The organism is Streptomyces sp. NPDC059649 (assembly GCF_042734445.1).
Lineage (GTDB): Bacteria > Actinomycetota > Actinomycetes > Streptomycetales > Streptomycetaceae > Streptomyces.
Genome location: NZ_JBHWDV010000012.1, coordinates 136,131 through 157,984, shown reverse-complemented (window position 1 = coordinate 157,984; position 21,854 = coordinate 136,131). Strand labels below are relative to the sequence as shown.

Below are 21,854 nucleotides of genomic sequence, written 5' to 3'. Positions count from 1 at the left end.
CCCGGCGCTCCCAGCGGTGCTCCCCTCAGCGCTCCTCCCAGGGGCCCCTCGGTGCCCCGCCGGCCGCACGCCCCCGTCCGCGCCGGGACGCCCTTGCGGAGGGCGGTGGTGACGGTCAGTGTGGGGCCCGTGACTTCCTTCGTCCTGCCCCACGCCCTGCACGGCCGGGGACCGCACAAGGTCATCGCCGTCCACGGGTGGTTCGCCGACCGGTCCGCCTTCGCGCCCCTCCTTCCCGATCTGGACCGCGCCGCCTTCCAGTACGCGCTGGTCGATCTCCGTGGCTACGGCGAGGCGCAGGACGCGGCCGGCGCGTACACCACGACGGAGGGCGCGGCCGATGTGCTGGCGCTCGCGGACCGGCTGGGCTGGGACCGGTTCTCGGTGATCGGCCACTCGATGGGCGGCAGCGTCGTCCAGCGGGTGCTGGCCGCGGCCCCGGAGCGGGTGCGGCGGCTGGTCGGCATCTCGCCGGTGCCCGCCTCCGGGTTTCCGCTGCCGCCGGACCAGTGGGCACTGTTCTCCTCGGCGGCGCACGCCCCGGACAGCCGGCGGGCCATCATCGACCTCACCTCCGGCGGCCGGCGCCCCGACGCCTGGCTGGACCGGATGGTGCGGCGGTCGCTGGAGCGCAGCAACCCGACGGCGTTCCGTACCTGGCTGGAGTCCTGGGCCGGTGAGGGCTTCGCCGACGCCGTCGACGGTTCGCCGGTGCCGGCGCTGGCGGTGACCGGCTCCCTGGACCCCGCGCTCACCTCCGAACTCACCCGCCGGACATGGCTGCGGTGGTACGCCAACAGCCAGTTGATCGAGCTGTCGGCGGCCGGGCACTACCCGATGGACGAGACGCCGCTGGAGCTGATCCGCGCCGTCGAGGACTTCCTGCGCGCGGACGGCGACGGGAACGGCCACGGGGGCGGGGGCGGCGACCGGGGCCGCGGTGACGGGGCCTGTGGCGGGCCGGAGGCCGGATGATCCCTCCGGCGGCCGACGCTCCCCGGACACCCGACGTCTTCGACCCCCGCGGCTATGCGCAGGGGCTGCCGCACACCGCCTACCGGCTGCTCCGCGACCGGCATCCGGTGGCCTGGCAGGAGGAGCACGAGGTCCTCGGCTGGCCCGCCGGGCCCGGGTTCTGGGCGGTCACCCGGCATGCCGACGTCGTCCGGGTCCTGAAGGACGCCCGCACCTTCTCCTCGTACCTGGGCGCCACCCAGATCCGCGATCCGGACCCCGCCGACCTGCCGTTCATCCGCCGTATGATGCTCAATCAGGATCCTCCGGGGCACGGGCGGTTGCGCCGGCTGGTCAGCCGGGCCTTCACCCGCGGCCGGATCGACCGCTTCAGGACGGCGGTCCGCGACCGGGCCCGCGGGCTGCTGACCGCGGCAGTCGACACCGCGCGCACCGGTAGCGGTGTGGTCGACCTGGTCACCACCGTCACGGACGACTACGCGCTGCTCAACCTCGCCGACGTGCTCGGCGTACCGCCCGGGGAACGCGGGCTGCTGCTGGACTGGACACGGCGCGTCATCGGCTACCAGGATCCGGACGAATCGGGTCCGCCGGCGTCCGGCCCGGACGGCCGTCCGGCCGACCCGCGCTCACCGGCCATGCTGCAGGACATGTTCGCGTTCGCGCGGGAGCTGGCCGCCCACAAGCGCCGGCACCCCGGCGACGATGTGCTGACGGTCCTCGCCACGGACCGCATACTGGCCACGTCCGAGCTGGAGATGTTCTTCTTCCTGCTGACGATCGCGGGGAACGACACGGTACGCAGCGCGGCGCCCGGCGGTCTGCTGGCACTGGCCCGGCACCCCGACGCCTACCGCGCACTGCGCACCGGTGCCGTGCCGACCGACTCGTGCGTGGAGGAACTGCTGCGCTGGCACCCACCGGTGCTCAGCTTCCGCCGTACCGCGGCGTGCGACACGGAACTGGCCGGCCGTCCGATCCGCGCCGGTGACAAGGTGGTCGTCCTCCACGGCTCGGCCAACTACGACGAGCGGGTGTTCACCGCCCCGCACCGGCTGGACCTCGCCCGCACCCCCAACCCCCATGTCTCCTTCGGCGACGGTCCGCACGTCTGCCTGGGCGCCCATCTCGCCCGGCTGCAGCTGCGGGTGCTCTACGAGGAGACCCGCCGTCTGCTACCCACCCTTGAACTGGCCGCCCCGCCACGGTATTTGGTGTCGAACTTCATCCACGGCCTCAAGTCGCTGCCGCTGCGGGTCATCCCGTCCGACGGGGGCCGACCGCCGGGCTGAGCGCGGCCAGTTCGGGCAGTCTGGCGGCGGTCGCCGCGTCGGAGGGCAGACAGGAGACGAGGGTGACGCCCGGCGCGTCCACGGCCGCGAGCTTGACGTAGTCGAAGGTCAGCCGGCCCAGCGACGGATGGTCGAACTCCCGGCGGGCCGGCCGGAAGTCCGCGACGTCATGGGTGGCCCACCAGGTCCTGAACTCCTCGCTGTGCTCGCACAGTTCGCCGGTCAGCCGGCAAAAGTCCGGGTCGTCGGGGTGGCGGTCGGCGCTGGCGCGGTACTGCTCCAGCAGGGCCCGGGCCTGTCCGTCCCAGTCGGCCAGCAGCGTACGGATCCGGGGCCGGGTGAACACCAGGCGCATCAGGTTGCGGTCCGCGGGGTCCCAGTGGGCCGGGTCGCCGATGAGACCGGCCTCGGCGCGGTTCCAGGCCAGCAGGTCCCAGTTGGGGGCGAGCAGATACGCGGGGTGCGGGTCGAGCGCATCGACCAGGCGCTGTAGTTCCGGCCCGCCGGGGTGGTCGCCGGCCGGTGCGGGCAGCGGCTGCCCGGCCAGGGCGAACAGGTGGCGGGTCTCGGCGGGGGACAACCGCAGGGCCCGGGCCAGGCTGTGCAGCACCTGGCGGCTCACGCTGATGTCCCTGGCCTGTTCGAGCCAGGTGTACCAGGTGACGCTGACACCCGAGAGGACGGCGACCTCCTCGCGGCGCAGTCCGGGCGTACGGCGGCGGGGCCCGGCCGGGAGTCCGGCGTCGCCGGGTGGGACCCGTTCGCGTCGTGAGCGGAGGAACTCCGCCAGTACCCGGCGCCGTTCCCGGTCGGCCATCGGATCCTCTCCCCCGCGCACCGTGCCGTGCGCCCAGCGCTTCCCCGTACCGCGGAGCCGGGCGGCGAAGCCTTGAGGCGGTCGTTCCGCCGACACCGGTACCGCTGCCACCAGGATAATTCGCCTCTGTATGGCTTCCGCGGCCCGGGCCAGGGTCGGGCCATGACGTCTCTGAGGCCGCCGGCCGATCCGGCACCGTCCACATCCACCACCGCCCCGCACGCCGCGGCGGCTTCCCCGCCCGCTCCGTGGCGGGCCCTGTCCGTCGTCCTCACCGGCGTCTTCATGGCCGTGCTCGACACCTTCATCGTGCTGGTGGCGGCGCCCGCCCTGCAGGACGATCTGCGCGCCTCGGACGCCGATGTGCAGCTGATCCTGGCGGGCTATCAACTCACCTACGCCGTCGCGCTGATCACCGGTGCCCGGCTCGGTGACAGGTTCGGCCGCAAGCGCTGTTTCCTCCTCGGGACGGGCGTCTTCACCCTCGCGTCGGTGGGCTGCGCGGCCGCGCCCGGGGCCGGCGGTCTGATCGCGGCCCGGCTCGTCCAGGGGCTCGCTGCCGCGGTGATGTTCCCGCAGGTCTTCTCGATGATCCAGGTGCTGCTGCCGCCCGGGCGGCGGGCGCGGGCCTTCGGTGTGCTGGGGGCGGTGATCGGCACGGCGGGGGTGGCCGGCCAGCTGCTGGGCGGCGTGCTGCTCTCCGCCGACCTGTTCGGCGCGTCCTGGCGGCCGATCTTCTGGGTCAACGTTCCGGTCGGCCTGGTGACGCTGGCCCTCGCGGCGGTCTTCCTGCCCGAGTCGCGGGCCCCGGAGGGCCGCCGGGTGGACCTGGCGGGCGTGGCGGTGCTGACCGTGGCGCTGTTCCTCCTCGTCGTGCCCGTGGTGGAGGGCCGGGAGGCCGGCTGGCCCGCATGGGCGTGGGTCAGCCTGGCCGCGGGGGTGCTCGCCCTGCTCGCCTTCGGTGCCGTGGAACGCCGGGTCGAGGCCCGCGGCCGGTCGCCGCTCGTACGGCCGGGGCTGCTGCGCGAGCGGGCCTTCGCGGTCGGGATGGTGCTGGTGCTCCTGGCGTACTCGGGCATCAACTCCTTCTTCCTGGTGCTGTCCCTGACCGTGCAGGACGGGCTGGGGCTGGACGCCCTGGGCGCCGGGGTGTTCTATCTGCCGTTCGCCGCGGGGTTCTTCACCGGGAGCCTGGTGGCGGGGCGCCTGGCCCGGTACGGGAAGCGGCTGCTGCAGGCCGGTGCGCTGGTCCTCGGGCTCGGCCATGCGGTGTCGCTCGGTGTCGTCGTCCTCGCCGGCCGGACGCTGACGGCCCCGTCGCTGGCGCTGCCGCTGCTCGTCGTGGGCCTGGGGAACGGCGTGCTGGTCACGCCGCTGCTGAACACCGTGCTCGCCCGGATCCGGCCGGCGGAGATCGGGATGGCCTCCGGGGTGCTCTCCACCGGCCAGCAGATCGGCGGCTCGGCCGGGGTCGCGCTGGTCGGCGTCCTGTTCTACGGGACGCTGGGCCACGCCGCACACCACGACGTGGGCGCCTACGGGCACGCCCTGACGGCGGCGCTGCTCTTCGACCTCGCGCTGGCCGTCGCCCTCTCGGTGCTCCTGCGGTTCCTGCCGGACCCGGCGCCGGCCGACCGGTGAGCGCGGGCCCGGCCGGCGGTGTCGCGGGTCAGTGCGTGGCGAGGCGGGCGGACACGCAGGGGTCCTCGTTGCGGTAGCCGAGGCGGGTGTAGAGCCGGTCGGCGGGCGCGTTGTCGGCGAGCTGCCACAGCGTGCAGAGGCCGTGCCGGCGCACCGCGTACCGGGTCAGCCAGGCGGTCAGTGCCGCGCCGAGGCCCTGGCCGCGCTGTGCGGCGTCGGTGGCGACGGAGGCCATGAGCGGGGCGCCGGTGTCCCGGAGGCTGCTCATGGCGCCGCAGGCCACGAGGTTCCCGTCGGCGTCGCGGATGCCCGCCCAGAGGCTGACGGTGGCGGAGCCGGGCCCGGTGGAGTGGGCCGGGCTGTGCACGCCGAGGAAGGCGAGCAGTTCGTCGTGGTGGGTGTCGTCGAGCGCGACCACCCGCTCCTCCCCGCGCTGGACGGGCGGCTCCTCCAGGGTCCAGCGGAAGACCCACTCGACGACGTCGGTCACCGGGAGGTGGCGGCCGACCAGGGCGTCCGTGCCGCGCGGGCCGGTGAACTCCCGCACCCGGTCGGGCAGGCCCAGCGCGGCGCGCAGCACGAGTCCGGCCGCGGCCTCCGGTCCGCCGACGCTCCACACGTGTCCGCGGGTGTCGTCGAGCCAGGCCACGGCGCCGTCGCCGGACCAGCCGGGCCGGCCGTCCGGTCGCTGCCGCGCGGCGCCGAAGCGGAGCAGGGCGGAGCCGGTTCGGCGCTCCAGGCCCTGGTCGAACAGATCGGTGGCCCGGGGGACGAGGGTCGTTGCCAGCATCGCTCTCAGGGGGACGTACGGACACGGGAGGGCGACGGCGCCGGAACCCGCGCCGGGGCGCGTTCGGAACCGTCCGTGAGGGGTGGGGGGGAGCCCGGCGGCGGCAGCGCACGGGGCGGGCCCGGCCGGCCGGACGGCCCACTGTTGCACACCGCCCCGGGCCGGACGCAAATCCACCTCCGCGCGGGGCCGCGGCCGGTCAGCGCAGGGTCAGTTCCGCCCAGATGATCTTGCCTTCGGGGGTGTAACGGGTGCCCCAGCGCCCGGCCATCCGGGCGACGAGGAACAGCCCGCGGCCGCCCTCGTCCTCGCCCGCGGCGAACCGGAGATGCGGGGCGGTGCTGCTGGTGTCGGAGACCTCGCAGATCAGCGTGCGGTCGTACAGCAGGCGGACGCAGATCGGGCCGGAGGCGTAGACGATGGCGTTGGTGACCAGCTCGCTGAGGATGAGCTCGGTGGTGAAGACCTCCTCCTCCAGACCCCACTCCAGGAGCTGCCGGGTGAGGTTCGCCCGGGCCTCGGCGACGGCCGCGGGGTCGGAGGGGACCTCCCACTCGGCGATGCGGTCGGGCGGCAGCAGCCGGGTGCGCGCCACGAGGAGGGCGATGTCGTCGCGCTGGCGGTCGGGGAGCAGGGCGCCGAGCACCGCCTCGCAGGTCTCCTGCGGTGTCCGGTCGCCGTGCGCCAGCGCCGTGGCGAGCTGGTGCATGCCGGTGTCGATGTCGTGGTTGCGGTCCTCCACCAGGCCGTCGGTGTAGAGCACCAGGTTGCTGCCCGCGGGCAGCTGCAGTTCCACCGACTCGAAGGGCAGTCCGCCGACGCCGAGCGGCGGGCTGGCCGGCAGGTCCGGGTACTCGACGGTGCCGTCCGGGTGGACGAGGGCCGGCGGGAGGTGGCCGGCGCGGGCCAGTGTGCAGCGGCCGGAGGACGGGTCGTAGATGGCGTAGAGGCAGGTGGCGCCGGCGACGGTGGCGTCGTCGTTCGCCGCGGTGGCCTCGTCGTCGATGCGGTTGACCAGTTCGTCCAGGAAGCCGAGGAGCTCGTCGGGCGGCAGGTCGAGGGTGGAGAAGTTCTGCACCGCGGTACGCAGCCGGCCCATGGTCGCCGCGGCGTGCAGCCCGTGGCCGACGACGTCCCCGACGACCAGCGCGACCCGGGCGCCGGGCAGCGGGATGACGTCGAACCAGTCGCCGCCCACCCCGGTCTGTGCGGGCAGGTAGCGGTGGGCGAGGTCGAGGGCGCTCTGTTCGGGCAGACCGCGCGGCAGCAGGCTCTCCTGCAGGGTGACGGCCATGGCGTGCTCGCGGGTGAAGCGGCGGGCGTTGTCGATGCACACGGCGGCCCGGGCCGCCATCTCCTCGGCCAGCGACAGCTCCCCTTCCTCGAAGGGCCGCTCCCGGGAGCGCCAGAAGTTGACGATGCCCATCCGGACACCGCGGGCCTGGAGCGGAACGGTGATCAGGGATTCGCAGCCGTGGCTCGCGACCAGTTCCAGCCGCCCCGGGTCGTCGGGGTACCACTGGCCGGCGGACCGCACATCGGGCACGAGCACGGACCGGCCGCTGACGAACCCGGTGGCCATCGGGGTGAACGAGACGTAGGTGTGCACCTCGCCCGGCCGGTAGAGGGGGTGGTCGTCGCGGATCCCGGAGACCGCCACCCGGCGCAGCTCCGGCGCCTCGCGGTACGAGCCCACCGGTGGCTCCCCGCCGCTCAGCACGGGTTCGGCCAGGTCGACGGTGGCGTAGTCGGCGAACCACCGCACGGCGACCTGGGTCAGCTCCTCGGCGGTGCGCCGTACGTCGAGGGTGGTGCCGATGGCCACGCTGGCCTCGTACAGCAACCGCAGCCGGCTCTGGGTGACCTCGGCCTTCCCGGCGAGGGCGAGCAGGTCGGTGGAGTCCCGCAGCGTGGCGACGCTGCCGGGCGGGCCGCCCTGGCGGTCGGTGGACCGGATGTTCAGCGCGAGCAGCCGGTCGTTGACCGGCAGTACCTCGTCGGAGGTGGCCTGCCCTGACGTCAGCAGCTCGGTGAGCCGGGAATCGAGGCCGAGGTCGGTGAAGGACCGCCCCTCGGCGTCCGCGGGCAGGCCCAGCAGCTTCCGGGCCTCGTCGTTCGCCAGCAGGACCTGCCCGTCCGCGTCGAGGATCAGCACCCCCTCCCGCACGGCGTGCAGCACCGCGTCGTGGTGCTCGTACATCCGGGTCATCTCGGACGGGCCGAGGCCCCTGGTCTGGCGCCGCAGCCGGCGGCTGACCAGTGCGGTGCCGGCCGTGGTGAGGGCGAGCGCGGCACCGCCCGCCCCGAGGACGACCGGCAGCTGCCGGTCGACGGCGCTGCTGACCCGGCTCACCCGCATACCGGAGCTCACCAGGGCCACCACATGGCCCTTGGCGTCCCGCACCGGGACCGTCGCCTGCACCTCGTGGCCGAGCGGCCCGTAGACGCTCTCGATGGTGGTGCGGCCGGCCAGGGACGGCTTGATGGTGCCGACGAACTTCTTGCCGATCCGGTTGGGGATCGGGTGGGTGTAGCGGATCCCGTTGCGGTCCATGACGACGATGAAGTCCACGCCGCCGCGCTTGCGGGCGTCCTCGGTCAGCGGCTGGAGCACCACGCTCGCGCCCGGATGGCCCTTCTTCAGCACGGTGGGCAGGCCGGGGGCGTGCGCGAAGGACTCGGCGGAGGCGAGCGAACGGTCCCGGGCGCCCTGGAACCGGTCGCTCCGCGCCTGCACCAGCAGTGTGATCACCGCGGCCACGACGAGCAGCAGCACGATCAGCACCTGCAGGAGGAACATCTGCCCGGCGACGCTGTGGACGTCCACCAGGCCGCGCAGGCGCTGGGTCAGCGGCTTCGGCGGGCCGCCGTCCCGCGCCCGCCGGCCGTTGCCGCCCGGGTTCCGACCGGTGCGCCTGCGCCCCGGAGCGAACCACGGAAAGCGGCCGGAAAAACGGGCCATGCTCCATATGTACCTCGCGCAGCGAGGTGGCCGGTACGCACCACGCTGAGGTATCGCATGACTGTACGGCGGTGACCCGGTCCGAGCGGGGGCGTTCCGGGCGCCCGGCTGCCGGTCTCAGCCCGCCAGCTGCCCCAGGAGTGCCCAGGTACGGCGCCGGTCGGCGTCCCCGGCGATCTCCGTCGCGGAGAAGATCACCTCCGTCGCCCCGGCGTCCCGGTAGCGCCGCACCTCCGCGGCGACCGTCCGCTCGTCGCCGATCACGGCCACGTCGGCCGCCCGCTTGCCGCCGGAGAGCTCGATGACCCGGGCGTAGGACGGGATCTGCTCGTAGAAGGCGAGCTGCTCGGTGAACGTCCGGCGCACCGCGTCGGCGTCGTCGGTGACCAGGCCGGGCACCAGCGCCACGATCCGGGGCGCGGGCCGGCCGGCGGCCTCGGCCGCCGCGGTGACGGCCGGGACGATGTGCTCGGCCAGTGCGCGGGGGCCGGCGAGGTAGGGCAGGATGCCGTCGGCCAGCTCACCGCTGACCCGCAGGGCCTGCGGGCCCATCGCGGCCACGAGCAGCGGCACGCCCGCGTCGGCGCCCGGCACCCGCGCGGGGATCGGGGTGGTGGCGGTCAGCAGCTCGCCGTGGAAGTCGGCGGTGCCGGTCCCGGTCAGCTGGCGCAGCGCGGTGAGGAATTCCCGCAGCCGGGCGACCGGCCGCTCGAAGGGGAGGCCGAAGCCGGACTCGGTGAGGAGTTTGGTACCGAGGGCGAGTCCGAGGTGGTAGCGGCCGTGTGTGGCCGCCTGGGCGGTCAGTGCCTGGCCGGAGACCACCAGCGGGTGCCGTCCGAAGACGGGGATCGCGGAGGTGCCCACCTGGAGCCCCGGGACCTCGCGCCCGACGATCGCCGCGAGCTGGGGCGAGTCCGCCCCGAAGGTCTGGCCGAACCAGGCGGACCTCAGCCCCGCGTCCGCCGCCTCCGTGGCGAGCCGCACGGTGGCGTCGATCTGGTTGTCGGGGTCGGTCGCGTTGAGTGCTACTCCCACGGTCATGTCAGCTGGGAACAGGGCGAGTTGGGCGGGCATTCCGTCCCGTGTGTGGCAGTTCCTTGTCGGCTGTGTCAACTCCTTCTTCGTCCGAGTGGTCGGGGGCTGTGGGAGGGGGCTGTGGGCAGGGGGCTCAGGCGGCGGTGGTCGAGCCGGGCGGGCCCGTGCCCGGACCGGCGGGGTCGCGGTGGATCGGGGTTCCGGAGCCGGTCAGCGGCCGGCCCGTACCGCCGCGCCGGGCCGCGACGATCTCGGCGGCGATGGACAGCGCGGTCTCCTCGGGCGTACGGGCGCCGAGGTCGAGACCGATCGGTGAGTGCAGCCGGGCCCGCTCGCGGTCGGTGAGGCCGGCCTCGCGGAGTCTTCGGTCGCGGTCGTCGTGGGTACGGCGGGACCCCATCGCGCCGACGAAGGCGACCGGCAGCCGGAGCGCCACCTCCAGCAGGGGGATGTCGAACTTGGCGTCGTGGGTCAGTACGCACAGGGCCGTCCGACTGTCGGTCGTGGTGCGCCGGAGGTAGCGGTGCGGCCAGTCGACCACGATCTCGTCGGCCTCGGGGAAGCGGGCCCGGGTGGCGAAGACGGGGCGGGCGTCGCAGACGGTGACGTGGTAGCCGAGGAACTTGCCGGTACGCACCAGGGCCGCGGCGAAGTCCACCGCGCCGAAGACGATCATGCGGGGCGGTGGCACGTTCGCCTCGACGAACAGCGTCAGCTCGGCCTCGCAGCGGGTGCCGCCCGCCGAGACGTCGAAGCTGCCGGTGCGGCCCGCGTCCAGCAGGGCGCGGGACTCGCCCAGCGCCGTCCGGTCCAGGTCCGCGCCGCCGCCGAGACCGCCCTCGTGAGAGCCGTCGGGGTGGACGAGCAGCGCCCGGCCGAGGAGGTCGGCCGGGCCCCGGACCACCCGGGCCAGGGCCGCCGCCTCGCCCCGGGCGGCGGCCGCCAGCGCCACGGCGAACACCGGCCGGTCCGGGGCGTCGGCGGTCACCGGCGTGACCAGGACGTCGATCGTTCCGCCGCAGGTCAGGCCGACCGCGAAGGCGTCCTCGGCGCTGTATCCGAAGCGCTCACGGACGGTCCTGCCGTCCTGCAGCGCCTGGGCGCACAGGTCGTAGACGGCCGCCTCCACGCACCCGCCGGAGACCGAACCGATGGCCGTGCCCCGGCTGTCGACGGCGAGGGCGGCGCCGGGGCTGCGCGGGGCGCTGCCGCCGACGCCCACGACCGTGGCGACGGCGAACTCCCGGCCCTCCTGGGTCCACCGGTTCAGTTCATCGGCGATGTCCAGCATCCCGCTCTCCCACGCTTCCTCGTCCGGTCCCCGCCTGCAGGACCCGGTCCGGCCGGATCGGCAGGTGCCGGTGCCGTTCACCGGTCGCGTGCCAGACCGCGTTGGCGACGGCCGCCGCGGCGCCGACGATGCCGATCTCGCCGATGCCCTTGATGCCCACCGGGTCGTCCGGGTCCGGGTCGTCCACCCAGTCCGCCTCGACGAGCGGTACGTCGGCGTGCGTGGCGACGTGGTAGCCGGCGAGGTCGGCGCCGACGTGGCCGCCCGAGACGCGGTCCCGGACCGCCTCCTCGTGCAGGGCCATGGAGATGCCCCAGATCATGCCACCGACGAACTGGTTGCGCGCGGTGAGGGGATTGACGATCCGGCCCGCCGCGAAGACGCCGAGCATCCGCCGGACCCGCACCTCGCCGGTGGTGACGTCCACGGCGACCTCGGCGAACTGTGCGCCGAAGGAGTGCCGTTCCTTCTGCGCGAGGGCACCGATCGCCGCGGTGGTGTCCGACCGTACGGTCAGGCCCTCCGGCGGGATGTCGGCGCTCAGTGCGAGCCGCTCGCGCAGCTCCCCCGCCGCGGCCATCACCGCCCAGGACCAGGAGCGGGTGCCCATCGAGCCGCCCGCGATCATCGCCGGGCCGAAGTCGCTGTCCCCGATCCGCACCCGGACGCGGTCCGGCGTCACCTCCAGCGCGTCGGCGGCGACCAGGGTGAGCGCGGTGCGCGCCCCGGTGCCGATGTCCGCCGCGGCGATCCGCACGGTGAAGGTGCCGTCCGCCTCGGCCGTCAGGACCGCCGTGGAGGGGGCGGCTCCCGCGCCGAAGGAGGCCGCGGCCGTGCCGGTGCCGAGCAGCCAGCGGCCGTCACGGCGGATTCCCGGACGCGGGTCCCGGTCGGCCCAGCCGAACCGGCGGGCGCCCTCCTCGAAGCAGGCGCGCAGATTACGGCTGCTGAACGGCAGTCCGGAGACCGGGCCCTTCTCGGGTTCATTGCGCAGGCGCAGCTCGATCGGGTCGATCCCGCACTTCTCGGCGAGCTCGTCGAGCGCCGCCTCCAGCGCGAACGACCCCGGCGCCTCACCCGGTGCGCGCATGAACGTCGGCGTCGGCACATCGAGCCGCACGACCGTGTTGGCGGTGTGGTGGGCGTCCGCGTCGTACATCACCCGGGCCACCCCGGCGCTCGCCTCGATGAATTCGTGCACGGTCGAGGTCATGCTCAGCGCGCGGTGCTCCAGCGCGCGCAGTCGTCCGTCCGCGTCGGCGCCGAGCCTGATCCGCTGGCTGGTGGGGCTGCGGTATCCGGCGAGCGAGAACATCTGACGGCGCGTCAGGACGACGCGGACCGGGCGCTGGAGGACGGTGGCGGCCATCACGGCGGACACCTGGTGGGCGCGCACACCCTTGCTGCCGAAGCCGCCGCCGACGTGCTCGGACCGCACCCGCACCGCGGACGGGTCGAGCGAGAACAGCTTCGCGAGCTCGCCCACGACCCAGGTGGCGCCCTGGTTGGAGTCGACGAGCTCCAGCCGGCCGCCGTCCCAGCGGGCCGTCGCCGCATGGGGCTCCATGGGGTTGTGGTGCTCTTCCGGGGTGGTGTACTCGGCGTCCAGGACGACGGCGGACGCGGTGAGTTCGGCCTCCAGGTCGCCCTTCTCCGTCACCGCCGGCATATGGCCGTCCAGCGGGTAGGCGTCCGGGTGCCCGCCGGCGAAGGCGATGTCGTGCGGCTCCTGGTCGTACTGCACCACCAGCGCTTCGGCGGCTTCCCTGGCCTGCTCGGACGTCTCGGCGACGACCAGCGCCACCGGCCAGCCCAGGCTCGGCACCCGGTCGTGCTGGAACACCGCGCAGGTGGGGTCCGGCACGCCCAGCATGCCGACGTAGTCGGTGTCCACGCGCGGGGCGTTGCCGTGGTGCAGCACGGCGAGCACACCGGGCATCGCCAGGACGGGCGCGGACTCCACGGAGCGGATCCGGCCGCGGGCGATGGTGGACAGCACCAGCCAGCCGTGGGCGAGTTCGGCGAACGGGATCTCGCCGGCGTAGCGCGCCGCGCCGGTGACCTTGGCCAGGCCCTCCACGCGGGTGTGCGCGGTGCCGACGGCTCCCCGCGCCGCGGTGGTCTCCGTCGTCGTCGTGGTCATCGCGCGGCCTCCTCGGCGAGCTCGGTCAGCACGGCGACGACGAGATTGCGCATCAGCGTCACCTTGTATCCGTTGTGGGGCAGCACCTCGGCGGCTGCGAGTTCGGCGTCCGCGGCGGCGGCGAACGCCTCGGCGCCGGCCGGTCCCCCGGTCAGCGCCCGCTCGGCCGCCAGGGCCCGCCAGGGCCGCGACGCCACCGCCCCGAAGGCGAGGCGGACATCGCGCACGACTCCGTCCCGGACGTCGAGGGCGGCGGCGACCGAGCCGATCGCGAAGGCGTACGACGCGCGTTCCCGCACCTTGCGGTAGCGCGAAGCGGCGGCGACCGGCAGCGGCGGCAGGGTGACGCCGGTGATCAGCGCGCCGGCCGGCAGTGCGGTCTCCCGGTGCGGGGTGTCCCCCACGGGCAGATAGAACTCCGCCAGCGGCAACTCCCCCGGCCCGTCCGCCGATTCGTAGTGGACGACGGCGTCGAAGGCGGCCAGCGCCACCGCCATGTCCGAGGGGTGGACGGCGACGCAGTGCGAGGAAGCACCGAGGACCGCGTGGTTGTGGTGCTCGCCCTCGATGGCGGAGCAACCACTGCCGGGCACCCGCTTGTTGCACGGCCGGGCGAGGTCCGTGAAGTACCCGCAGCGCGTCCGTTGCAGCAGGTTCCCGCCGACCGTCGCCATGTTGCGCAACTGGCCCGAGGCACCGGCGAGCACCGCCTGCGCCAACGCCGGATAGCGCCGCCGCACGTCGGGGTGGGCGGCCAGATCGCTGTTGGTCACCGTGGCCCCGATCCGCAGCCCGACCCCCTCGGTGAACTCGATCTCGCCCAGCGGGAGTTCCCGTACGTCGACGAGCAGTCCGGGCCGCTCGACCCCGGCCTTCATCAGGTCGACGAGATTGGTGCCACCGCCGAGAAAGCGCGCCTCGGGATCGGCCCCGAGCAGCGCGACCGCGCCGGGAACATCGAACACCCGCTGATAACCGAACTCCCTCATGCCGTCATCTCCCCGCCCGCCGCGCCCATTGCGCGCCCCTGCGTTTCGTTCTCTTGGGTCTCGATGTCCCGGGTCTCGACCCCCGGGGTCTCGGTCCCCTGGGGATCGGTCCCCTGCGCCGGTCCGGCCTCGTGCGCGGCTGCCGCCCGTGCGACGGCCTGGACGATCGACACATACGCCCCGCAGCGGCACAGGTTGCCGCTCATCCGCTCCCGGATCTCCTCGGGCGTCAGGGCCGGAACCCCAGCCTCCGGCCGTACATCGGCACTCGCCGCGCTCGGCCAGCCGGCCGCGTGTTCCTCGATCACCGCGATGGCGGAACATATCTGCCCCGGTGTGCAGTACCCGCACTGATAGCCGTCGAGGTCGAGAAAGGCCTGCTGCACCGGATGGAGCGTCTCACCGTCCGCCACGCCCTCGATGGTGGTGATCTCCCGCCCCTCGGCGGCCACCGCGAGTTGAAGGCAGGAGACGGCTCTGCGCCCGTCGATCAGCACCGTACAAGCACCGCATTGACCCTGGTCACAGCCCTTCTTGGTGCCCGTGAGATCGAGCCGCTCGCGCAGCGCGTCGAGCAGCGTGGTGCGGTGGTCGACGGGCAGCGCATGCTTCTCGCCGTTGATGTTCAAAGTGATGGCACTGGACGTCGATAGGGCCATGATCAGCCTTCTTTCGCGGGTGGCTTTCACGTATGCGAGGCGCGAAACAGGAGGGAGGGACGGGGGAAGACAGGAAGGTCAGGAAGGTCAGGAAGGGACGGAAGGGCAGGAAGGGCTAGGAACTCAGGGCAGGGCAGGGCAGGGCAGGGCACGGCGTGGCAGGGCAGGTTGTAGGTCGCGGGTCCGACGTTCCGTTCCGGCGAACGCCGAGGGCACCTTCAGGAGGGGCACCTCCAGGTAGGGCACCTTCACGAAAGGCACTTCAGGCGGGGCACTGCATACAGGTGCGTCGGTACGTCGGCAGTGCGTCGGTACGTCAGTGCATCAGTGCATCAGTACGTCAGGGAAGACATCGGGTGCGGTGCAAGTGAGGTCAGTACGTGTGGTGAGCACGGCAACGTAGCGAACGTAGCGAAACGTGATGAAGAGGCGACGAGGTGAACGCGTAGCAAGTATCAGAGAAGTGCGGAAGGGCAACGTGGCAACTACAGAGGCTCGGGCAATCCCACGGGACCACAGGACCCGCAGGTGAGAAGTCGGTTGCGGCCGACCACCGACTGTCCCCACCACCCGCCTCTGCCGCTATGGTGGAGCTAACCGGACAGCTATCCGATTACCTGGAATCTACCGGACACCTGTCCGGTTAGCAAGACTGATCCGACGGTCATTTCTGGCAGTTGTTTCCGGCAGTGATTTCCGGAGGAGGACGAGTGCGGGAGAAGAAGGACGCCACACTGCGCTCGGACGCGCAACGGAACCGCGAGCGCATCCTGGAAGTCGCCCTGGAGGAGCTGACGCGCGCGGCCGACGCCCCGCTGAGCGCGATCGCGAAGAAGGCCGGCGTCGGACAGGCGACGTTCTACCGCAACTTCCCCAACCGCGAGTCGCTCGTCCTCGAGGTCTACCGCTACGAGGTCCAACAGGTCGCCGACACCGCGGCCCAGCTGCTCGAAACCCGCTCCCCCGACCAGGCCCTGCGGGAGTGGATGGACCGCCTCGCCCAGTACGCCATGGCCAAGGCCGGTCTGGCCGATGCGCTCCGCAAGGCGACCGCGCACGGCAGCCTGGCCGCCTCCGGACACGGGCCGGTGACATCGGCCGTCGCCCTCCTGCTGAAGGCCAACGAAGAGGCCGGCACCATCCGCCCCGGCATGACGCCCGACGACTTCTCCCTCGCCATCGCCGGCCTCTGGCAGATCGACCCGCACAGCGACTGGCAGTCCCGCGCCGGCCGTCTCCTCGACATCGTCATGGACGGCCTCCGCACCGGAGCTCCGGCCTCCTCCGGTAGCCGCCACCTCCCCAGCCCCAGCACGTAACCGGCGCGTGCCCCCGGGAGCCACCGGGCCGTTGGGAACCACCAGGCCGTTGGGAGCCACCAGGCCGTTCGCTCGCCATCCATCACCGGCTACCGACGGCTACCAGACCTGATGGTGCGGGTTCGGGTTACCGAGGTCGAGGCCGAGCCCCTGCGCCACCGCCGACCCCATGTCCTGCGCGCTGTCGGTGGTTTCGGCGACCGGGAGCTGGGTGCCGGTGTCGGCAGCGGCGGCGGGCACGGCCCCCGCCAGTCCCGCCAGGGCCGCGGCGGTGGCCGCGAGGGTCAGGGTCGTGTTGCGCACGCGCACAGGTTCCTCCGAAGTGATCGTGGTCAGTGGTGGCCGTGGTGACCGGCAGTAGCGACCGGTAGTAGTGACGGGCAGTAGTGGCCAGCAGTAGTGGCCGGTCGTTCGGTCAACGAGGGGTGCTCGGCCGGGACACGGTGGGAAGAACCGAGTTCGCGGTGGCCGAGGTGAGCGGCGCTGAGGGCATGGATCGGCCCTGCGAGCGGCCGCGCCAGTCACCGACAGTCATCAGGCTGCCCGACTCGTCTCAGAGTGCGACCACTTCGTTGACACCCCGACGGGCCCTATGTCCAGGATGTTCGGCATTCCGCGTTCTTCGCCTTGTTGCGGAAATTTCTGCGGTACAGCGGAAAGGAACCCACATGGGTACACATGTACACGTTCGCCTGATACAGAGCCTGGGCGTGACCGAGGACGGCGAGCTGATCGAGTACTCCTCCTGCGCCGAATGCGGCGCGACCTGGGTGAAGAAGTACCCGGAGGGGCAAATTCCGACCCCGGAGTGAGCGCGCGTCGCGCCGCGGCCCCCACGCGCGTCGCGCCGGCCCCCCGCGCGGGTAGCGCCCGTACTCACGCGCCGCGGGCCGCACCCGCCCCCGCCCCCGCCCCCGTTACCGTCCCTGACGGCCTCGCCCCCACAACGGGCGCAGGAGCCACTCCAGGGACTCCAGCCCATCGGTCGCCGGGGCGTCGTCCTCGGTGCGACGGACGCCGAGCAGTTCGATGCTCACCGGGCCGAACCGTAGCCGGAGCACGGTGTCGGCTTCGCCCGGCGGTCGTGTCCCGTCGGTCCGGACGGGGACCGAGCGGCCGGGGCCCCCGCGGCCCGGTGCGCCGCGTGGACGCTGCCGCTCCGCGTAGCGCCGGTTCCGCTCGGCGAGGGCCCGGTCCGCGTCGTAACGGGTCCGGCTCTCCGGGTCGTGCAGTACGCGGTAGGCCGTCAGCACCTCCGCGAGTTCCTGCTCCGCCGCCGGACGGGCGGGACCGGTGTCCGGGTGCAGGCTGCGGACCAGTCGGCGGTACGCCGTGGTGATCTGGCGCGCGGAGGCGGAGGGCGGGACACCGAGTACGGCGTAGTGGTCGTGCTGCGGTCCCGGCATCACCGTCACCTCCTGCTCTCAGCAGGTCTCGGGCATGGGGCATGGGGCATGGGACCTGTAGGGGCACTCGGAAAGAGCCCTGAGTTCCTCGATAGGGGGCCGGGGGCCGGTTGTCAAGAGCGGCCCCTTCGGGGTATACGGCTGAGGAGGGGCAGCGTTTGAGTACGCAGCTGCGGCTGACCACCTGACGATCGCTGCGGCCCCTGCCCGCGGCATGCGTCAGGTCCTGAAGACGCTCGCAGGCGGTCACACACCCCATGCACGACGTCATCGCGCAGGCCGCCTGCGGCACCCCGCTTCTCCGAGGGAGGCGGCTGTCGTGAGCACGGAACTGGCGGCGGGACACGGGGTGTTCCCCTGCGCCGGCGCCCCCAGTGCCCCCAGTGCCCCCAGTGGCCCCAGTGGCCCCACCCCGTTACGTGCCATGGCTCGGCTGGACGTGGAAGGGGACGCGCTGGTGGTCAGGCCGGCGTGGTGGGAGAAGATCGCGGTCCGGCGGGCAGCGGTCACCGTTCCGCTGCAGGCGGTGACGGGCGTGTCGGTCCAGGAGGACTGGTGGCGGGCGCTGCGCGGGTCCCCGGTCCGGGGCCGGAGCTTCAGCGTGCCCGAATACCGTTGCCTGGGCGTATGGCAGCACCGCGACGGCCAGGATTTCGTGGCCATCGCCCCGCGGCGAGGACCGGTGGTCCAGGTCGACCTCCACTCCCCCTCAGACCCGCGCTCGCCCGCACGCCCGGGCCCGTCGCCGCACCCGGGCCCGTCGCCACAGCAGCCCGCGGCCGCGGCCTTCGCCCGTATCGCCGTCACCACACCGCAGGCGCAGGACGTCGTGGCCGCGATACGGGCGGCGCTCCGGCGCCGGGCGGAGGCGCGTCCCGGGCGTCACCCTCCAGACGACGCCTCCCGTGTCATCATATAGATGACACGGATTACGCCACACAAAGAAGAAGGCAGAGGTAGACGAGGAGAGCGAACGGTGTCCATGCGAGCGGAGGCGTTTCTGGCGTACGTCCAGGAACGCGGTGAATACGACACACAGCAGGAAGCGGAACGGGCGGCTCGGGTCGTCCTGGCGCTGCTCGGCGCCCATCTGGTCGGCGAGGAGCGTGCCGAGCTGGCCGCCCGATTGCCGGAGACCTACGCCCTGATCCTCCTGAACCCTCTACCGGCCGCCGAGCCACTCGATCCGGAACGGTTCGTTCGGGCCACGGCCGCCTGGATCGAGGGCGCCACCGAGGAGACCGCCAAGTGGGACGTCGGCGCCGTGCTCAGCGTCGTCGCCGATGCCGCCGGCGAAGACCTCCTGCAGCGCACGCTGCTCCAGCTGCCCCCGGGATACGACCTCCTCTTCGGCCACCCGGAACGGGCGAGCGCCTCCGGCTGACCCGCCGGTATGGGCCAGCAGGCGCTGACCGGCGTCCCGCCGTCGCCATCCGTGATGCGGACGGGACGGCGGGACGACGAGGGCGGCAGCGGGGCGAGGGCAGCCACCCACCGGCGGCCCGCGGACGGCCCCCAGACAGCCCGCGGACGCTCCGTCACCCCCCCTGCTGTAGTTGCAGTTGCTGGAGCGAGGCCACCAGCTTGTCCACCTCCTCCGGGGTGTTGTAGAGGGCCAGCGAGGCGCGCGCCGCGCTGGTCAATCCGTAGTGGGCCAGGGCGGGTTGGGCGCAGTGGTGGCCGGCGCGGATGGCGATGCCGTCCCGGTCCAGCCAGTCGGCGATCCCGGACGGGTCCTGGCCGGCGAGGGTGAAGGTCAGCACGCCGACCCGGCCGGGCGCGGAACCCAGCAGTTCCAGTCCCGGGACCGTGGACAGCGCCTGTTGGGCATGGGCCGTCAGCGCCGTCTCATGGGCGGCGATGGCGTTCCGGTCGAAGGAGGTCAGCCAGTTGAGCGCGGCCAGCAGACCGACCACTCCGGAGATGTGCCCGGTGCCGGCCTCCATACGGTGCGGCACGGGCGCGTAGGTGGTGCGGGTGAAGTCGACGGACTCGATCATGTTGCCGCCGCCCTGCCACGGCGCCATCTTCGCGAGGACCTCCGGTTTCGCGTACAGGGCGCCGATGCCCGTGGGGGCGAAGAGTTTGTGGCCCGAGAACGCGTAGAAGTCGGCGTCCAGGTCCGTGACGTCGACGGGGAAGTGCGCCACCGCCTGCGCCCCGTCCACCAGCACCTTGGCGCCGTACCGGTGCGCCAGCGCGGTCATCTCGCGTACCGGCACGACGGTGCCGAGCACGTTCGAGACCTGGCTGAGCGCGACGAGCTGGGTGCGCATGGAGAGCAGATCGGCGTACGCGTCGAGGTCGACCTGCCCGTCCGGTTGCAGCGGTACGGGCACCACCCGGGCCCGGGTCTCCTTGGCGATCAGCTGCCAGGGCACGATGTTCGAGTGGTGCTCCAGTGTGGACACCAGGATGTCGTCCCCGGGGCCGAGGTTGGCCCGTCCCCAGCTCTGGGCGACGAGGTTGATCGCCTCGGTGGTGCCGCGTACGAAGACGATGTCGTCCGGGGACGGTGCGCCCAGGAACCGGGCCACCGCCGCCCGGCCCGCCTCGTACGCCTCGGTGGCCTCCCGGGCCATGGTGTGCGCGCCGCGGTGGATGTTGGAGTTGGTGGAGCCGTAGAAGCCGGCCAGCGCCTCGATGACCTGGCGCGGCTTCTGGGTGGTGGCTCCGTTGTCCAGCCATACGAGGGGGTGCCCGTTCACCGTCCGGTGCAGGATCGGGATGTCCCTCCGCGCCAACTCCGGTGAGAATCCGGTCGGTTGGCCCGGGAGGACGGCGGCGGACGGCGGGGCGGCGGCATCGGTGGCGGCCTGTGCGCCGACGGGGTCCATGACGGGGTTCGTGACGGGATCCATGACGGGGTGCAGGGCCGGATCCGGTACGGAGGGCGTGCCCGGACCGGCGACCTGACCGGCGGCCGGGCCGGCGGCCGGCACCGTGGCGGTCGGCGTCGTCACCGGGGCGGCCAGGCCCGCCTCGGCCGGCGCCGTCACGGCCGAGGCATCCGGTGCCGCAACGGGCGCGGCAATCCCTGCCGCGGCAGGTGCCGTGACCGGTGTCGTGCTCGCAGCCGGGGCGCTCGGCCAGGCGCCCCGGAGGACGTCAGGAGTAGTCATGGTAGTTGGCGACCTCGACGTTCTGGAGCACCGCGAGGGCGTCCTCCACCAGTACCGCGGTGTTGAAGTACGCCGTCATCAGGTACGAGGTGATGCCCTTCTGGTCGACGCCCATGTTCCGCATCGACAGGCCGGGTTCCACCTCGTCCTCGATCTTGGCGGGGCGCAGGCCCACCACGCCCTGTTCGGCCTCGCCCACTCGCATCAGCAGGATCTCCGTGGTGCCGATGCCCGCACCGCCGGAGAACCGCACCTTGTCGGACGGCAGCAGCGGCACTCCGCGCCAGGTCAACAGGGGGCTGCCGAACCGGGTGTCGATGATCGGGGGCACACCCCGGCGCGTACATTCCCGGCCGAACGCGGCGATCGCCCTGGGGTGGGCCAGGAAGTAGCCGGGCTGCTTCCAGACCCGGGTCAGCAGCTCGTCCAGGTCGTCGGGGGTCGGCGAGCCGGTGCGCGCCTGCACCCGCTGCCCGGGCGCCACATTGTGGAAGAGCCCGAATTCCGGGTGGTTGAGCAGTGCGGCCTCCTGCCGCTCGCGCAGGGCGTGGACGGTGAGGTTGGACTGGGCGCGGATCTGGTCGATGGGCCCGTTGTAGAGGTCGGAGACCCTGGTGTGGACGCGGAGGACGGTCTGCGCGAGGGTCATGTGGTACTCACGGGGCGTGTCCTCGTAGTCGACGTACGTCCCCGGGAGGTCGGGTTCGCCGACGTGGCCGGAGCTGAGGTCGACCGGCACCTCGGTGCCGGGCAGCACGCCGTCCGTGGAAACGTAGGCGTCCAGCGCTCCGCGCACCGTCGCGTCGCGGTCGGAGAGCCCGGCGAGCACACTGCGCTCGACGCACAGGGCCACGCCGGGGGTGAGCGCCCTGACGCGGTACGGCATGGGCTCGCCGCGGGTCCAGGAGTCGAGGTCGAAGAACTGGCCGTCGCCGATCACTTCGAGCACCGCGTCCTCGCCGTAGCGGCCGCTCACCCGCTTCTCGGCGCGGCCCTGGACGATCACCCACAGCTGGTCGTGCGCCTCACCGTCCTGGGCCAGCAGCTGCCCGGCCTCGAAGGGCACTTCCGTGAAGGCTCCGGCCAGTTCGGACAGCAGGGCGTCGTCGGCTTCCCTGAGGTACGGCAGTTCCCGCAGGTCGCCCGGGATGACCCGGGGCGAACCGCCGTCGCTGTGCGTGCTGATGCGGTCGTCGCCGAGGACGTAGGTGCGCCGACGGTTGACGCGGAAGACGCCCGCTTCGACGTCGACCCAGGGCAGTGCACGGAGCAGATAGCGCGGGGTGATGCCACGCATCTGCGGGCTGGTCTTGGTGGTTGTCGCGAGCTGCCGTGCGGCATCCGGGCTGAGGCTCAACTGGTCGGTCACGGGACCCCTCCTCGCACACAGGCATGCCGGACGGCCGGCGTACG

General features: G+C 73.0%; 19 protein-coding genes. 7 read left to right on the top strand and 12 right to left on the bottom strand.

Features of this window, described 5'->3' with window-relative positions; genetic code table 11:
• Positions 1-129: 129 nt before the first annotated feature.
• Positions 130-975, top strand: coding sequence for an alpha/beta fold hydrolase (locus ACFV1J_RS16410; RefSeq protein ID WP_385858531.1), 846 nt, complete (start codon positions 130-132; stop codon positions 973-975).
• Positions 972-2,267: a cytochrome P450 gene (locus ACFV1J_RS16405; protein WP_385858529.1), complete on the top strand. Its 1,296-nt coding sequence runs from the start codon at positions 972-974 to the stop codon at positions 2,265-2,267. Before ACFV1J_RS16410 ends, ACFV1J_RS16405 begins: the two co-directional genes overlap by 4 nt.
• On the opposite strand, the gene ACFV1J_RS16400 is transcribed toward ACFV1J_RS16405, so the two are convergent.
• Entirely contained in the window at positions 2,233-3,084 is an 852-nt protein-coding gene (locus tag ACFV1J_RS16400; protein ID WP_385858527.1) for a helix-turn-helix transcriptional regulator, read from the bottom strand. The two genes, ACFV1J_RS16405 and ACFV1J_RS16400, sit on opposite strands and share 35 nt — an antisense overlap.
• Positions 3,085-3,246: 162 nt before the next feature.
• Here ACFV1J_RS16400 and ACFV1J_RS16395 point away from each other — a divergent pair, with 162 nt between their 5' ends.
• Entirely contained in the window at positions 3,247-4,725 is a 1,479-nt protein-coding gene (locus ACFV1J_RS16395; protein ID WP_385858525.1) for an MFS transporter, read from the top strand.
• 28 nt (positions 4,726-4,753) lie between these two features.
• Here ACFV1J_RS16395 and ACFV1J_RS16390 read toward each other — a convergent pair whose 3' ends face one another.
• The 7 genes from ACFV1J_RS16390 to ACFV1J_RS16360 all read right to left on the bottom strand — a co-directional run bounded on the left by ACFV1J_RS16390 (position 4,754) and on the right by ACFV1J_RS16360 (position 14,594).
• Positions 4,754-5,515 carry a GNAT family N-acetyltransferase gene (locus ACFV1J_RS16390; RefSeq protein WP_385858523.1) on the bottom strand — a complete coding sequence of 254 codons (762 nt, stop codon included), beginning with the start codon at positions 5,513-5,515 and terminating at the stop codon, positions 4,754-4,756.
• Between the two features lie 199 nt (positions 5,516-5,714).
• Entirely contained in the window at positions 5,715-8,477 is a 2,763-nt protein-coding gene (locus ACFV1J_RS16385) for a SpoIIE family protein phosphatase (protein ID WP_385858521.1), read from the bottom strand.
• A 117-nt stretch (positions 8,478-8,594) separates the two neighbouring features.
• Positions 8,595-9,518, bottom strand: coding sequence for an LLM class F420-dependent oxidoreductase (locus tag ACFV1J_RS16380; protein WP_385858519.1), 924 nt, complete (start codon positions 9,516-9,518; stop codon positions 8,595-8,597).
• A gap of 127 nt (positions 9,519-9,645) precedes the next feature.
• Entirely contained in the window at positions 9,646-10,803 is a 1,158-nt protein-coding gene (locus ACFV1J_RS16375; RefSeq protein WP_385858516.1) for an XdhC family protein, read from the bottom strand.
• Positions 10,784-12,946 carry a xanthine dehydrogenase family protein molybdopterin-binding subunit gene (locus ACFV1J_RS16370; RefSeq protein ID WP_385858513.1) on the bottom strand — a complete coding sequence of 721 codons (2,163 nt, stop codon included), beginning with the start codon at positions 12,944-12,946 and terminating at the stop codon, positions 10,784-10,786. Before ACFV1J_RS16370 ends, ACFV1J_RS16375 begins: the two co-directional genes overlap by 20 nt.
• Entirely contained in the window at positions 12,943-13,935 is a 993-nt protein-coding gene (locus ACFV1J_RS16365; protein ID WP_385858511.1) for an FAD binding domain-containing protein, read from the bottom strand. Before ACFV1J_RS16365 ends, ACFV1J_RS16370 begins: the two co-directional genes overlap by 4 nt.
• Positions 13,932-14,594 (bottom strand): (2Fe-2S)-binding protein, encoded by a 663-nt coding sequence (locus ACFV1J_RS16360; RefSeq protein WP_385858556.1) that lies wholly within the window; start codon positions 14,592-14,594, stop codon positions 13,932-13,934. The genes ACFV1J_RS16365 and ACFV1J_RS16360 overlap by 4 nt, the downstream gene beginning before the upstream one ends.
• A 710-nt stretch (positions 14,595-15,304) precedes the next feature.
• Here ACFV1J_RS16360 and ACFV1J_RS16355 point away from each other — a divergent pair.
• The gene (locus ACFV1J_RS16355) at positions 15,305-15,913 is read left to right on the top strand and encodes a TetR/AcrR family transcriptional regulator (RefSeq protein ID WP_385858508.1); all 609 of its coding nucleotides are present in this window, start codon (positions 15,305-15,307) and stop codon (positions 15,911-15,913) included.
• A gap of 99 nt (positions 15,914-16,012) precedes the next feature.
• On the opposite strand, the gene ACFV1J_RS16350 is transcribed toward ACFV1J_RS16355, so the two are convergent.
• The gene (locus tag ACFV1J_RS16350; RefSeq protein ID WP_385858506.1) at positions 16,013-16,216 is read right to left on the bottom strand and encodes a hypothetical protein; all 204 of its coding nucleotides are present in this window, start codon (positions 16,214-16,216) and stop codon (positions 16,013-16,015) included.
• A 365-nt stretch (positions 16,217-16,581) separates the two neighbouring features.
• Here ACFV1J_RS16350 and ACFV1J_RS16345 point away from each other — a divergent pair, with 365 nt between their 5' ends.
• Positions 16,582-16,725 (top strand): hypothetical protein, encoded by a 144-nt coding sequence (locus tag ACFV1J_RS16345; RefSeq protein ID WP_385858504.1) that lies wholly within the window; start codon positions 16,582-16,584, stop codon positions 16,723-16,725.
• Positions 16,726-16,830: 105 nt separating this feature from the next.
• On the opposite strand, the gene ACFV1J_RS16340 is transcribed toward ACFV1J_RS16345, so the two are convergent.
• A complete protein-coding gene (locus ACFV1J_RS16340; protein WP_385858502.1) occupies positions 16,831-17,319 on the bottom strand; it encodes a J domain-containing protein in 489 nt (162 codons plus the stop codon).
• Between the two features lie 424 nt (positions 17,320-17,743).
• Here ACFV1J_RS16340 and ACFV1J_RS16335 point away from each other — a divergent pair, with 424 nt between their 5' ends.
• Positions 17,744-18,238: a hypothetical protein gene (locus ACFV1J_RS16335; RefSeq protein ID WP_385858500.1), complete on the top strand. Its 495-nt coding sequence runs from the start codon at positions 17,744-17,746 to the stop codon at positions 18,236-18,238.
• A gap of 63 nt (positions 18,239-18,301) precedes the next feature.
• Positions 18,302-18,703: a DUF2267 domain-containing protein gene (locus tag ACFV1J_RS16330; protein ID WP_385858554.1), complete on the top strand. Its 402-nt coding sequence runs from the start codon at positions 18,302-18,304 to the stop codon at positions 18,701-18,703.
• Positions 18,704-18,857: 154 nt separating this feature from the next.
• On the opposite strand, the gene ACFV1J_RS16325 is transcribed toward ACFV1J_RS16330, so the two are convergent.
• On the bottom strand, positions 18,858-20,318 hold the full coding sequence (locus ACFV1J_RS16325) for a SufS family cysteine desulfurase (protein ID WP_385858497.1): 1,461 nt from the start codon (positions 20,316-20,318) through the stop codon (positions 18,858-18,860).
• A 109-nt stretch (positions 20,319-20,427) separates the two neighbouring features.
• On the bottom strand, positions 20,428-21,810 hold the full coding sequence (locus ACFV1J_RS16320) for a family 2B encapsulin nanocompartment shell protein (RefSeq protein WP_385858494.1): 1,383 nt from the start codon (positions 21,808-21,810) through the stop codon (positions 20,428-20,430).
• Positions 21,811-21,854 lie beyond the last annotated feature (44 nt).